Source organism: Pectobacterium sp. CFBP8739, from assembly GCF_013449375.1.
GTDB lineage: Bacteria > Pseudomonadota > Gammaproteobacteria > Enterobacterales > Enterobacteriaceae > Pectobacterium.
This window is the reverse complement of sequence record NZ_JACDRR010000011.1, coordinates 112,264-125,365: the sequence shown is the minus strand read 5'-3', so window position 1 is coordinate 125,365 and position 13,102 is coordinate 112,264. Positions and strand designations below refer to the sequence as shown.

Annotated in this window: 11 protein-coding genes; 5 read left to right on the top strand and 6 right to left on the bottom strand. The window is 50.8% G+C overall.

The window, feature by feature from the left end:
• The first annotated feature begins 2 nt into the window (after positions 1-2).
• Positions 3-2,138 carry a YccS family putative transporter gene (yccS, locus tag H0247_RS11280; RefSeq protein ID WP_180742614.1) on the top strand — a complete coding sequence of 712 codons (2,136 nt, stop codon included), beginning with the start codon at positions 3-5 and terminating at the stop codon, positions 2,136-2,138.
• Between the two features lie 16 nt (positions 2,139-2,154).
• Here yccS and H0247_RS11275 read toward each other — a convergent pair whose 3' ends face one another.
• Positions 2,155-2,775, bottom strand: a complete 621-nt coding sequence (locus H0247_RS11275; RefSeq protein WP_180742792.1) for a TfoX/Sxy family DNA transformation protein — start codon at positions 2,773-2,775, stop codon at positions 2,155-2,157.
• Between the two features lie 222 nt (positions 2,776-2,997).
• On the opposite strand from H0247_RS11275, the gene sulA reads away from it, so the two are divergent.
• Together sulA and ompA are read left to right on the top strand one after the other, a co-directional pair.
• The gene (sulA, locus tag H0247_RS11270; RefSeq protein WP_180742613.1) at positions 2,998-3,504 is read left to right on the top strand and encodes an SOS-induced cell division inhibitor SulA; all 507 of its coding nucleotides are present in this window, start codon (positions 2,998-3,000) and stop codon (positions 3,502-3,504) included.
• 362 nt (positions 3,505-3,866) lie between these two features.
• Positions 3,867-4,958, top strand: a complete 1,092-nt coding sequence (gene ompA / locus H0247_RS11265; RefSeq protein ID WP_180742612.1) for a porin OmpA — start codon at positions 3,867-3,869, stop codon at positions 4,956-4,958.
• 107 nt (positions 4,959-5,065) lie between these two features.
• Here ompA and matP read toward each other — a convergent pair whose 3' ends face one another.
• On the bottom strand, positions 5,066-5,530 hold the full coding sequence (gene matP, locus H0247_RS11260) for a macrodomain Ter protein MatP (protein WP_180742611.1): 465 nt from the start codon (positions 5,528-5,530) through the stop codon (positions 5,066-5,068).
• Positions 5,531-5,707: 177 nt separating this feature from the next.
• Between matP and H0247_RS11255 the strand changes: the two genes are divergently transcribed.
• The gene (locus H0247_RS11255; RefSeq protein ID WP_180742610.1) at positions 5,708-7,477 is read left to right on the top strand and encodes a Lon protease family protein; all 1,770 of its coding nucleotides are present in this window, start codon (positions 5,708-5,710) and stop codon (positions 7,475-7,477) included.
• A gap of 91 nt (positions 7,478-7,568) precedes the next feature.
• Positions 7,569-8,087 carry a bifunctional 3-hydroxydecanoyl-ACP dehydratase/trans-2-decenoyl-ACP isomerase gene (gene fabA, locus H0247_RS11250; protein ID WP_039353100.1) on the top strand — a complete coding sequence of 173 codons (519 nt, stop codon included), beginning with the start codon at positions 7,569-7,571 and terminating at the stop codon, positions 8,085-8,087.
• Positions 8,088-8,182: 95 nt separating this feature from the next.
• Here the strand turns inward: fabA and H0247_RS11245 are convergent, their stop codons facing one another.
• The 4 genes from H0247_RS11245 to betI all read right to left on the bottom strand — a co-directional run bounded on the left by H0247_RS11245 (position 8,183) and on the right by betI (position 12,827).
• A complete protein-coding gene (locus tag H0247_RS11245) occupies positions 8,183-8,836 on the bottom strand; it encodes a tellurite resistance TerB family protein (RefSeq protein WP_180742609.1) in 654 nt (217 codons plus the stop codon).
• Between the two features lie 146 nt (positions 8,837-8,982).
• Positions 8,983-10,662, bottom strand: a complete 1,680-nt coding sequence (gene betA / locus H0247_RS11240) for a choline dehydrogenase (RefSeq protein WP_180742608.1) — start codon at positions 10,660-10,662, stop codon at positions 8,983-8,985.
• Positions 10,663-10,681: 19 nt separating this feature from the next.
• Positions 10,682-12,154 carry a betaine-aldehyde dehydrogenase gene (betB, locus tag H0247_RS11235; protein WP_180742607.1) on the bottom strand — a complete coding sequence of 491 codons (1,473 nt, stop codon included), beginning with the start codon at positions 12,152-12,154 and terminating at the stop codon, positions 10,682-10,684.
• Positions 12,155-12,236: 82 nt separating this feature from the next.
• Positions 12,237-12,827, bottom strand: a complete 591-nt coding sequence (gene betI / locus H0247_RS11230; RefSeq protein WP_180742606.1) for a transcriptional regulator BetI — start codon at positions 12,825-12,827, stop codon at positions 12,237-12,239.
• Positions 12,828-13,102: the final 275 nt, after the last annotated feature.

The following is a 13,102-nucleotide window of genomic DNA, read 5'->3' as shown; positions in this document are numbered from 1 at the left end:
CGTTGCTCACCTTTGCCCCAGGAATTCGCCGCTATGTGTACAATAGCAGTTGGCTGTACACCATTCGTATCTTTATTGCACTCAGTGGTGCGGCGGCAGTTCCCTGGTGGTTAGGTCAGCCAACATCGACCATTCCCGTCACGCTTGGCGTCGTCGCGGCCGCCCTCACCGACCTTGACGATCGCCTCACTGGGCGCCTACGTAACCTGTTCATTACGTTGGCTTGTTTTTTTGTCGCTTCTATTTCGATTGAACTGCTTTTTCCCTATCCTTGGCTATTCGGGTTTGGTCTGGCAGTATCGACCTGCGGCTTTATTCTGCTCGGCGCATTAGGGCAGCGCTATGCGACAATCGCATTCGGCGCACTGCTGATCGCGATTTACACCATGCTGGGCATCTCTCTTTACGACAACTGGTATCAGCAGCCCATCATGCTGCTGATCGGCGCCTCGTGGTACAACCTGCTCACGCTGTTCGGCCATCTGATCTTCCCTATCCGCCCGTTGCAGGACAACCTTGCGCAGTGTTATCAGCAGTTGGCGCGCTATCTGGATGCAAAAGCCAACCTATTCGATCCCGATATTGAAGAAGAAACCGACAAACCCTTGATTGATGTCGCTATGGCAAACAGCCAGTTGGTTGCAATACTTAACCAGACCAAGTCTTCGTTGTTAACGCGTCTGCGTGGCGATCGAGGACAACGCGGGACGCGCCAAACGCTGCACTACTATTTTGTCGCTCAGGATATTCATGAACGGGCCAGTTCGTCGCATGTTTACTATCCGCAACTGCGTGAAAAACTGCGCTATAGCGACGTCTTATTCCGCTTTCAACGCTTGCTTAGCATGCAAGCCAAAGCCTGTCAGCAGCTGTCGCAATCCATTCTGCTACAGCAAAAATATCAGCATGACAGCCGCCTTGAACGGGCTTTCGTGCATCTTGAATCCGCTATTGCGCGCATCGCGACCAACAATATGGCGGACGCTGCGCAAATTAAAGCGCTTACTTATTTATTAAATAACCTGCGCGCGATTGATGCCCAGTTGGCAACGATCGAATCCGAACAGGCCATTGAGCAGGAAAATAACCCAGAAAACACGCTGGCAGATGACAAAATCACGGGGTGGAGCGACATCCGCTTGCGCATTAGCCGACACCTGACACCCCAGTCGGCGCTGTTCCGTCATGCTATTCGTATGTCCGTACTGCTGTGTAGCGGCTACACGTTGATTCAGATCACGGGGATGCAGCACGGTTACTGGATTCTGCTAACCAGCCTGTTTGTTTGTCAGCCCAACTATAACGCCACCCGACGACGGCTGACGTTGAGGATTATTGGCACATTGACCGGTATTTTACTCGGTTTGCCAGTCTTATATTTCGTCCCTTCACTGGAAGGACAACTCACGTTAATCGTCATTAGCGGTGTACTATTTTTTGCCTTTCGCAACGTACAGTACGCACACGCAACTATGTTTATTACGCTGCTTGTCCTGCTCTGTTTCAATCTGTTGGGCGAAGGTTTCGACGTCGCGGTGCCACGTATTATCGATACCTTGCTGGGGTGTGCTATCGCATGGGCTGCGGTCAGTTTTATCTGGCCAGACTGGCGTTTTCGCGGCCTGCCAACCGTTATCAATAAGACATTGGACGCCAATTGCCGTTATCTTGATGCGATTATGGTGCAATACCATCAGGGGAAAGATAATAGCCTGCCTTATCGCATTGCCCGCCGAGATGCGCATAACTGCGATGCGGAACTGGCGTCCGTCGTATCAAATATGTCTTCAGAACCCCATGCGACCCGAAACAAATTAGACAGTGCATTTCGTTTCATGTGTCTGAATCATACGTTGTTAAGCTACATTTCAACGCTCGGCGCACACCGCGGGAAAATTACCTCATCGGAAACGCTACAGTTGCTGGATGATGCCGTTTGCCATGTTGATGACGCGCTACACTGTAGCGAAGAGGACAGTTTGCGAATCAATCAGGGATTGAAAACTATTACCACCAGCATTCAATCCCTTTCACCCGAATCGGACAGTAAAGAATCCTTGATTATTCAGCAAATCGGCCTGCTGCTCGGTCTCCTACCTGAACTCGTGCAGTTAAAAAATGACATGATTACACAGTGAAAATCGCGCGTGTTTCTTAGTGTTTTGATCCTTTAGAGACCGTATTGTTCTTATACCATTCCAGCAGTTCGTTGCGGATACCGCGAGGGAGTGCCGCCTGATGCGTGCCACAAATGGCACCGGCAAGCGCCAACAGCACGTTAACACTCAGATTAGCGCGAACCTTCCGCAATTCGAGATAGCTATTTTTCGCGCCATGATGCTGTAATTCATCAATATTTCTTATCCCCGCTTTCCACAATAGCCGTTCAATATCGTGGTTAAGATTCGGGAGATCTTTTAAACGCCCGCTCGTACATTTGAGGGCATGATCATGCTGCGCACCGGCCAACGCCAGTCGGGCAAAATATAATAGCGTTTGCGGTTCTTGCCATAATACTTCATCGACAAGGAAGTAGTTCAGCGGTAAAGGCATTCCGCGTTTGGTATAAATCAAATGAGGCATATCGCGCTGGTGAAAATATCTTTCATCTTTCTTACTGGCGCGAAGATAAAGCTCCCCTTCCGACACCAGCCCAAAAATCGTCTTATTTGCTGCGATGCTGTAGCCACCGAATTGGGAACGTGAAGTGATCTCCCCCAAAGATGAAAAAGAATGCTGAGATTGCAAAATCCTTTTTTTGCATAGTTGCTTCATTGCCATAATCCTTAGTATTGAAATGATCTCTTCCTGAACAATTAAAATATCTGTAGCAGGAACAAATAATTAAACACACCCCCGATGCGGCTTCAAACAGTAAATGTGTTTACTGTCTCTTGCATAAGGAATATGCGAAGCGCTTTCAAAAAATCAGGTTGATTTTCACGCACACAGCAGATACTGTATGTTCATACAGTAACACTATGGGTGGCACTCATTATGCGTACGCAATCAATCAGCTCTCACAACGTTCAGTCGTCATCGTTTTCTGCGAGTCAGCATGCTGCGGAAACCTCGGGCAGCGCGGGCGGAATTATCAGCGAAATCGTGTACAACGCCGACCAGCCCATAGTCACACATCTGCTATTACCGCTCTTACAGCAGTTAGGTACGCAATCCCGTTGGCTGCTATGGCTTTCTCCTCAGCAAAAATTGAGCCGTCCTTGGGTACAGCAATCTGGGCTACCGCTGGATAAAATGGTGCAACTTCACCATATCAATCCGCTGCTTACGGTGGATGCCATGGAGAAAGCTCTGCTGACAGGAAACTACAGCGCGGTGTTGTGCTGGTTACCGCACGAATTAACGGAAGAAGAGAAGGTTCGGCTACGCCACGCCGCACAGGCAGGAAATACATACGGCTTCATCATGCGACCAGAAAGTACTGGCGGTAACACTTATAGACTATTTCCCAGCCTTAAAATTCATTCGACATTGTATCATTAAGTAAATTAAGAATTTTCTCAGCTCAGTCTGATTATGTGCCATACAGATCGCCGCAGAGCGGTATTCTGCGGGCTTTTAGGGCATGCTTAGTACAGCTAAAAGGCGTAAGATCTGTCAAAAGCATCTACTATTTGTTAGCAAGTATGTATGAATCGTGCGGTTTTCTTATGACGCAAATCACATCACACTTGTAACTTTCTCATCACGTTGTAGACTTTAGCTCGCTGGAGTTGCCCTTCTATAACGTCAGTTGACTGACAGTGAGTCATAAATAAGGGCAAAGTCTCCGACCAAAGGATTTTAACCAAAGGTTTATTAGCCCCTCAGGTTAATTACCAATTTGGATGATAATGAGGCGTAAAATGAAAAAAACAGCTATCGCAGTTGCAGTGGCACTGGCTAGCTTCGCGACCGTCGCGCAAGCAGCTCCTAAAGATAATACCTGGTACACCGGTGGTAAACTGGGCGCATCTCAATTCCACGATACTGGTTTCTACGGAAATGGTTACAACAGTGTCACTAACAACCCAATCAAAAGCCAATTAGGTGCTGGTGCATTTGTTGGTTACCAAGCCAACCCATATGTGGGTTTTGAACTGGGCTATGACTGGTTGGGTCGCATGAAGTATGCGGGTTCGACTTCTGCTGCGACAGACAGCGCAAGCTTCAAGGCTCAGGGTATCCAACTGGCAACTAAACTGAGTTACCCAGTTATGCCTGGTCTGGACGCCTATACTCGTCTGGGTGGTATGGTATGGCGCACTGATAGCCATGCGGCTGTCGGTGGTCGCGATCTCAACAATAACGACACTGGCGTATCGCCACTGGCTGCTATTGGTATCGAATTCGCTCTCGACAAAAACTGGGCTACGCGTGTTGACTACCAATGGGTTAGCAACATTGGTGATGCTGGTACCGTTGGTGCCCGTCCAGACAACTTGCTGATGAGCGTTGGTCTGTCTTACCGTTTCGGCCAGGATGATCGCGTAGCACCAGTGGTTGCTCCAGCTCCAGCTCCAACTGCAGCGCCAGCTCCGGTTGTTGAAACTAAGCGTTTCACGCTGAAATCTGACGTGCTGTTCAACTTCAATAAAGCGACGTTGAAAGCAGAAGGTCAGCAATCACTGAATCAACTGTACTCTCAGTTAAGCTCTCTGGATCCGAAAGACGGTTCTGTTGTTGTTCTGGGCTTCACTGACCGTTTAGGTTCAGAGCAATACAACCAAGCTCTGTCTGAAAAACGTGCACAGAGCGTCGTGGATTACTTGGTTTCTAAAGGTATCCCTGCGAACAAAATCTCTGCTCGTGGCCAGGGTAAATCTCACCCTGTTACCGGTTCTACCTGTGACAACGTGAAACCTCGTGCTGCGCTGATCGACTGCCTGGCACCAGATCGTCGCGTAGAGATCGAAGTTAAAGGCATCAAAGACGTTGTAACTCAGCCTCAGGCTTAAGTTATTAACGAAGAAAACCTCGCTCCGGCGAGGTTTTTTTATGCTCGATATCGTTGTCCACTACCCTAACGTTGCTACGCAACGTTGAAAAACGCTCCTCGCGTTTTTTATGCCTGTTTCTCGTCGTTATTCAGAATGGCTTTGAGATCCTGCTTGAGCAACGACATCTGGCTGGCGTATTTCTCTTTATGCTCAGCATCTTCAATCAGCTGCACAATCGTTTCTGACAAGGTCACGCCACGTCTTTGGGCCAGAGCCGCAAGACGCTGCCAGACCAAATACTCCAGATCGATCGATTTCTTGCGCGTATGTTGGTGTTCTGCATTGAAATGACGTTTACGACGTGCACGGATCGTCTGCTTCATCCGATTTTCTAAGGTGGGATTCATACATTGTGCAATCCACTCCAACACTTTCACTGGCTGGTTTTCCATTTTAAGCAATGTCTGTACCGCTTCGTCCGCCGCACTTTGTTCCAGAAAGCGAGTGATCTCTTCTCCCTCCCGATGTTTTTTCACCAGGTACTTCCATTTCCACCCGCACTCAAGATTTTCTAGTTGTTGATATTTCATATTAAATTCTTCAGTGACCGCGTAACATTACTTTCAGCATAACAGTTTTCCCTGATTTTGACCGCTTTCTGGCGGTTTTTTGACAGTTTTTAAGACAATCAGCTCAACGCCGTTCAGGCTTAAGTCTGTTAAAGATGACGGAGAGATGACTCTCCTTATGCGCACTCGACATTATTCTTGTATAATCACGCTTTTCCATTAGACGATTACATTGATACTTTGACCAGTAACCGACTCTCATGGCAGCATTTACTGCCCAACAATACGCCTTATCAAACGCTATTCACTCAGGCAGCTCAGCTTGCTCCTGCTGAATTCTCCGCTATTCAGTCGCGTCTGGCAGACAGTCTGACGCTCTTTTGCCACCCTCGATCGCCTTCCCGCTTTATGCTGTTAAAAGCGCAGGAAAACGATGAATATATGGCATTGATCGCCCGTGCGCTAAGCGCAATCAGGCCAGACTCCGGGGCGATACATGGCAGTAAATATATCATTGAGGGTCGTCACATCCGAGTCGAGCCAGCAACACACCCTACGGATAATTTTGCCGCACAGCAGCTCTGTGGTTATCAGGAATGGATCGAACCTGAGCAACTCTTCGGCTGTGTGCGCAGTTTTCACGATGAAATCACGCTGCATCCAGGGCTGATTCATCAGGTTAATGGCGGTACGCTGATCCTCTCGGCCAGAGCACTGTTGGCTCAGCCCTTAATGTGGCTGCGTCTGAAGCAGATTATGGCTGAGGGACGCTATCGTTGGTTATCGCCAGATGAGCGCAAACCACTGCCCGTTGATGTGCCACCGATGCCGCTTGATATTCGCCTGATTATTCTCGGTGACCGCGAGAGTCTCGCTGATATTCATGATATGGAGCCGGAGTTAGGCGAGCACGCCATTTACGGCGAATTTGAAGCGCAATTACAGTTGATTGAAACGGATGACATGGCACGCTGGTGCGCCTACATCAATGCACTATGCAACGAGAATCAACTGCCGCTACTGGACGCCGGTGCCTGGCCAGCCTTAGTCAACGTTGCAGTACGCTACAGCGGTGATCAGGGCAATTTGCCATTATGCCCACGCTGGTTAATCAGCCAGTTAAAATATGCTTCGCTGTATGCCAGAGATGGTCAAATCACGGAGCAGGCGCTGGTTGACGCCGTTGCCGCTCGTCAATGGCGTGAAGGCTACCTTCGTGAGCGCATGCAGGATGAAATCGAATTAGGCCAGATCCTGATCGAAACGGAAGGCGAAGTCGTCGGTCAGGTTAACGGCCTGTCCGTACTCGAATTCCCTGGCTACCCTGTTGCCTTTGGCGAACCAGCGCGTATCAGCTGTGTCGTTCACGCTGGCGACGGTGAATTCACCGACGTCGAGCGCAAAGCCGAACTGGCTGGCAATTTGCACGCGAAGGGCATGATGATCATGCAGGCGTTCCTGATTACGGAGCTGGAGCTCGATCAACAGCTCCCCTTCTCCGCTTCCATGGTCTTCGAGCAATCATACAGCGAAGTTGACGGTGACAGTGCCTCTCTGGCAGAGCTGTGTGCGTTAGTCAGCGCCCTCTCCTTGCGACCAATCAATCAGCAGTTCGCCGTGACGGGTTCCGTCGATCAGTTTGGTCGCGTGCAGCCAATTGGCGGCGTAAATGAAAAGATCGAGGGTTTCTTTGAGGTCTGCCAGCGTCGCGGATTGACGGGAACACAGGGCGTGATTTTACCTGTGGCTAACCTGCGTCATCTCTGTTTACAGGACGATGTCGTTGAAGCCGTACGCGAAGGAAAATTCCATCTTTTCCCAGTGGAAACTGCGCCAGAAGCGTTGTCATTATTGACCAACTTCGCGTATGACGATGAGCAACAGCCAAATCTACTAACCGCGATTCGTGAGCGAATTGGACAACTTGCACCGCAGGAACGCAGACGTTTCCCTTGGTTTTTTCGTTAAACCAACTGGTTCAACCAGACGCAACAGACTTGCCCAGCGTACAGGTGTACGCTAACCTGCGTGCTTCATTAAAATAAGGCTTACAGAGACCATGGTAGATAAACGCGAATCCTATACAAAAGAAGACCTCCTTGCCTCCAGTCGTGGTGAGCTGTTTGGCCCGCAAGGCCCTCAGTTACCTGCCCCTAACATGCTCATGATGGACCGCGTCGTTAAGATGACAGAAGACGGCGGTAAGTATGGCAAAGGCTATGTGGAAGCCGAATTGGATATCACGCCTGACCTGTGGTTCTTCGGTTGCCATTTCATCGGCGATCCAGTGATGCCAGGTTGCCTCGGTCTGGATGCTATGTGGCAGCTCGTCGGCTTCTATCTGGGCTGGTTAGGTGGCGAAGGTAAAGGCCGCGCACTCGGCGTAGGTGAAGTCAAATTCACCGGACAAGTGCTGCCGACGGCGAAGAAAGTGACTTATCGCATTCACTTCAAGCGTGTGATCAATCGCCGTCTGGTGATGGGTATTGCTGATGGCGAAGTTCTGGTTGACGGTCAGCAAATCTATACCGCTGACGAACTGAAAGTGGGTCTGTTCAAAGACACCAGCGCTTTCTAAGCATCAGATAGCACTGCGGGCGAAACACCTTTCGCCCGCGTTATCCATTTTATCTCTTTGACGCACTCTCACCCTGACTTAAATCACTCGTCCTATCATGACGGGCTTTTCAGCTCATTGGTGATCGACTGCCGTACATCTTGCGGTATCTTCAATTCGGTCGCTAACGCATCCAGATAACTTTTCTCCATGAAGTGATCGACGTCAATGACCGCACAGCTCAGGAAGTAGATCTCAAGCGCCTCTTCCTCATTCTTCACGTCTTTAGCCAGCAGAACTGGGTCAAGCGGTTGTTCTATCGCTTCCTGCACCCAACGGTGTGCTTCACTGCCCAGTTGCAGTTGCTGAATGTTCTCATCAATACGCTGTTTTTCCGTAGCATCGATGTGGCCGTCACTTTTAGCAGCAAAAACCAGAGCCTGAATCAGACGACGGGCACGAATAGTGTCGGCTGAGGACTGAGTACCAAACTGCGGATCGTCCTGATGCGTGTCGCGAACGCGTTTCTTGTACTGGTTCCACAACACCACACCCGCCGCGGCGCTGCCGCCAATGATCAACGCATTTTTACCCAATGAGCCCATGATCTTCCGCGTGGATTTATTCGACAACAAGACACCAGCCAAACCGCCCAGAGCAGCGGGCTTCAGCATGTCGCCCAAATTGCCATTTTTGCCCCCTTGATGATGATTCCCCTGCTTGCTACCTGAGTTTAATAAGCCCTGAATCTGTTGCAGCCAATTATTCATTTTCATTCCCCAAGGAAAAGTGACATCACTGATGGTGTTATCACCCATAGTAATGGTGCGGAAGGCCTTTGTTTGTCAGATTGTGTATAACAATGAAAAGTATGGACCGCCCTTTCTGGGCGATCCATCTAGCGATGCGGAGAGCGTTACAAGACGGGTTTCAGCGGCGCTTTTCTCACTGGGGTATTTCCCGACACATAGTAACGCGCTTTGCTGCGCGGCAACGGTTGGCGACGGCGGATTCGGTCAGCAATCTTCTCGGCAATCATGATGGTTGTTGCGTTCAGATTCCCCGTAATAATCTGTGGCATGATGGAGGCATCCACAATTCGTAACCCTTCCATACCGTGAACGCGACCTTGCCCATCGACCACCGCCATCTCGTCCTCTCCCATTTTGCAGGAACAGGAAGGATGGAATGCCGTCTCAGCGTGGGTGCGGATAAACTCGTCCAGTTCCTCATCGGTCTGAACCTCTAACCCTGGGCTGATTTCTCGCCCACGGTATTTATCCAGCGCGGGCTGCGCCATGATTTCACGCGTAATGCGGATTGCATCGCGAAACTCCTGCCAGTCCTGCTCAGTCGACATATAGTTGAACAGAATGCTGGGGTGCTCACGGGCATCTTTGGATCGAACCTGCACACGCCCCCGACTCAGTGAGCGCATAGAACCGACGTGCGCCTGAAACCCATGCTCTTTCACCGCATTACTGCCGTTGTAGTTAATCGCGACAGGGAGAAAATGGTATTGAATGTTCGGCCAAGCGAACTCATCGCTACTGCGAATAAAGCCACCCGCTTCAAACTGATTGCTGGCACCAATGCCTGTGCCGTTGAACAGCCATTCCGCCCCTATTTTCGGCTGATTAAACCATTGCAGCGCGGGGTACAGCGATACCGGTTCTTTGCAGGCGTATTGCAAATACATTTCCAGGTGATCCTGTAAATTTTCACCGACGCCGGGCAAATCGTGCACGACGGGAATATCGAGACGCTGAAGCAGATCTTTCGGCCCCACGCCGGAGCGTTGCAGGATCTGCGGCGAGGCGATCGCGCCAGCACAGAGTAGCACCTCACGGCGTGCCTTCGCCGTCTGCGCACTTTCGCCTTTAAAGTAAGCCACGCCAACGGCGCGCTTTCCGTCAAAGAGAATCCTGTCGGTTAAGGCATGCGTCACGATGGTCAGATTTTTACGACCTTTCGCCTGATCCAGATAGCCTCGGGCGGTACTGGCACGACGCCCCTTCGGCGTGACGGTCCTGTCCATCGGCCCAAACCCTTCCTGCTGATAGCCGTTAAGATCGTCCGTACGCGGATATCCGGCCTGTACGCCCGCTTCAACCATCGCGTGAAACAGTTCGTTGTTGCCCATCTTTGGGGTGGTTACCGATACGGGTCCCGTCGCACCATGATAGTAGTTTGATCCCACATCCCGCGTTTCCGCTTTGCGGAAATACGGCAGGCAATCAAGATAACTCCAGTCTTCCAAACCGGGCATCGTCGCCCAGTTATCAAAATCCATCGCATTGCCACGGATGTAGCACATACCGTTAATCAGCGATGATCCCCCCAACCCTTTGCCACGACCGCATTCCATACGGCGATTATTCATGTGGGGTTCTGGGTCCGTCTCATAAGCCCAGTTATAGCGCTTCCCCTGTAGTGGGAACGCTAATGCCGCAGGCATTTGCGTGCGAAAATCCAACCGATAGTCCGGGCCACCGGCTTCAAGCAGCAGCACGCTGACGTCGCTTTCTTCTGTTAAACGCGTTGCCAGCACATTGCCGGCAGAACCCGCTCCGATAATGATGTAATCATATTCCATTAGGCTTTCTCCCCTTCGTTTAAAATACCGAGCGGAATTCACCCAGTTCAACCTGTACAGACTTAATTTGCGTATAGTGTTCCAATGTTGTTATGCCGTTTTCACGTCCGACACCCGAATGCTTGTAGCCGCCCACAGGCATCTCAGCCGGAGATTCACCCCAGGTATTGATCCAGCAGATCCCTGCTTCAAGCTGATGAATAACTCGGTGTGCCCGATTCAGATCGCAGGTCACGATGCCGGCCGCCAGCCCATAATCGCTGTCATTGGCACGGCGGATAACCTCATCCTCATCCTGATACGTCAGAATGCTCATGACGGGGCCAAAAATTTCTTCCCGCACAATCTTCATCTCGTCTCGGCAATCCGTGAACACCGTCGGGGCAACGTATGCGCCTTGCGCATATTTCTCGTCACTCATCGGCTCGCCGCCCACCAGCACGCGAGCGCCTTCTCGTTTTCCACTTTCGATGTAACGCAGTACGGATTCTCTGTGCGGGAAGCTAACTAAAGGACCAAAATTCACCTGTTCGTCCGTCGGATCACCGATACGGATGCGTTGAACACGCGCCAGAATTTTTTCCTCAAACTGCGCCTGCAAAGCCTGCGGAACGAAGACGCGCGTACCGTTGGTGCACACCTGTCCTGAGCTGAAAAAGTTCGCCATCACGGCGATATCCGCGGCCTTATCCAGATCGGCATCAGCAAAAATGATCAGCGGCGATTTCCCACCCAGTTCCATCGTGACCGCTTTCAAGGTCGAGCCTGCGGCATTGGCCATTACCGTTTTTCCGCTGGCGATCCCTCCCGTGAAAGAGACTTTGGCAATTCCCGGATGCATGGTCAGCGCCTGACCAACGGACTGTCCCGTTCCCGTCAACACGTTGAATACGCCCGCGGGTAAGCCCGCTTCGGTATAGATTTCTGCCAGCTTCAGCGCGGTTAGCGACGTGACTTCACTGGGTTTGAAGATCATCGCGTTGCCCGCCGCCAACGCAGGAGCCGATTTCCACAATGCGATCTGTATGGGGTAGTTCCAGGCACCGATACCCGCGACAACCCCAAGCGGTTCTCGGCGGGTATAGACGAACGAGGTATCACGCAGGGGAATCTGCTGCCCTTCGATCATGGGAATCAACCCTGCGTAATATTCCAGAACATCCGCACCGGTCACGATATCGACGGTGCGCGTTTCTGAGAGCGGCTTGCCTGTGTCATGCGTTTCAAGCAAGGCGAGTTCATCATTGCGCTCACGCAGGATATCCACGGCACGGCGTAAAATACGCGAGCGTTCCATCGCTGTCATCGCCGCCCATCTCTTCTGCCCTACGGCGGCTGCGCTGACCGCTCGGTCAACGTCAGCAGCCGTGGCTGACTGAATATGGGCAATGATGTCACCGTTCGCGGGGTTAATCGCCTCAAACGTCTCATCTCCCGTGCTATCGACATAAGCGCCGTTGATATAAAGCCGTTGTAAACCGTAGCGAGACATAAATTCTCCTGTCTGATGGCTGCTCAGAGACGCGCTCCAAGCAGAAAAGGCAAAATGATAAGGAAGGATACGCGCGAGTGAGTTACTGCTCGATAGTGAGCCGCTGCTCGATATAGTCGTAGGCAATGCTCAACGCTTCTTCGCGGTTGAAGGCGTCATGACTTAGCGCACCACGCAGCCACAACCCATCGATCAGACCCGCCAACCCTTTTGCCGCAATACGCGCGTTATCCTTCGGTAAACAGCGGCTAAATTCGACACACAGGTTGGAGTAAAGCCGGCGATCGTTCACTTGCTGTAACCGATGGAGCATCGGGGAATGCAGGCTACTGGCCCAGAACGCCAGCCAGGTTTTCATCGCTGCGCTATTCGTCTGGCTATCATCAAAATTTCCCTGCACAATCGCCCGCAAGCGTGCACGAGGCGTGTTTTCTGTCAGGTTCAACAGCCTTGATTTCACCGCCAGCCCCAGATGACTAATCAGGTAGCGCATCGTCGCTTCCAGTAAGCCATTTTTATCGCGGAAGTAATGGCTGATAATGCCATTCGACACCCCAGCACGTCGGGCAATCTGTACGATCGAGGCATCATTCATCCCCACATCGTTAATTGCGGCCAGCGTCGCTTCAATAAGTTGCTGCCGTCTGATGGGCTGCATTCCGACTTTAGGCACTGCACTTCCCCTTCATTTTCTTCCTTTCATTTTTGTGTGATGAATCACGGTGAAAAACGATGATTCATGATCCGATTTGTCCCATTAAACTTTTTTTTGATTGAACGTTCAATCAAAAATGAATATCTTTTATTGCTGAAAGGTTAAAAATCTGTATCAATAATCGCGGAAAATAGTTTAAGTTCAGACGATAACTCCAACTTAGAAGGAATAATTTCTTTTTTGTTCTGATGACGATCTTCAAGGGTAAGCGTACTCAGCGGATGTCCTGCGCC

Bases quoted from the DNA above. Each gene is read 5' to 3' on its own strand.
- H0247_RS11275 (WP_180742792.1), bottom strand. From the start codon at position 2,775: ATGAAGCAACTATGCAAAAAAAGGATTTTGCAATCTCAGCATTCTTTT.
- sulA (WP_180742613.1), top strand. From the start codon at position 2,998: ATGCGTACGCAATCAATCAGCTCTCACAACGTTCAGTCGTCATCGTTT.
- ompA (WP_180742612.1), top strand. From the start codon at position 3,867: ATGAAAAAAACAGCTATCGCAGTTGCAGTGGCACTGGCTAGCTTCGCG.
- matP (WP_180742611.1), bottom strand. From the start codon at position 5,530: ATGAAATATCAACAACTAGAAAATCTTGAGTGCGGGTGGAAATGGAAG.
- fabA (WP_039353100.1), top strand. From the start codon at position 7,569: ATGGTAGATAAACGCGAATCCTATACAAAAGAAGACCTCCTTGCCTCC.
- H0247_RS11245 (WP_180742609.1), bottom strand. From the start codon at position 8,836: ATGAATAATTGGCTGCAACAGATTCAGGGCTTATTAAACTCAGGTAGC.
- betA (WP_180742608.1), bottom strand. From the start codon at position 10,662: ATGGAATATGATTACATCATTATCGGAGCGGGTTCTGCCGGCAATGTG.
- betB (WP_180742607.1), bottom strand. From the start codon at position 12,154: ATGTCTCGCTACGGTTTACAACGGCTTTATATCAACGGCGCTTATGTC.